General features: G+C 50.7%; 1 rRNA gene. It reads left to right on the plus strand.

Going from position 1 to position 223, the window contains the following annotated elements:
- A 23S ribosomal RNA gene (locus tag WFI24_RS34655) occupies positions 1-223 on the plus strand; the annotation flags it as partial.

Raw genomic sequence — 223 nt, forward strand, 5'->3', positions numbered from 1 at the left:
CAACGAAACTGCCTCGGGGAGCTGTAAGCAAGCTTTGATCCGGGGGTGTCCGAATGGGGAAACCCAGCTGGGGTAATTTCCAGTTACTCATAACTGAATACATAGGTTATGCAGAGGCATACCAGGGGAACTGAAACATCTAAGTACCCTGAGGAAGAGAAAACAATAGTGATTCCGTCAGTAGCGGCGAGCGAACGCGGAGAAGCCCAAACCAGAGAGCTTG

It is taken from the genome of Paenibacillus sp. USHLN196 (genome assembly GCF_037144955.1).
Taxonomy (GTDB): Bacteria; Bacillota; Bacilli; order Paenibacillales; family Paenibacillaceae; genus Paenibacillus; species Paenibacillus xylanexedens_C.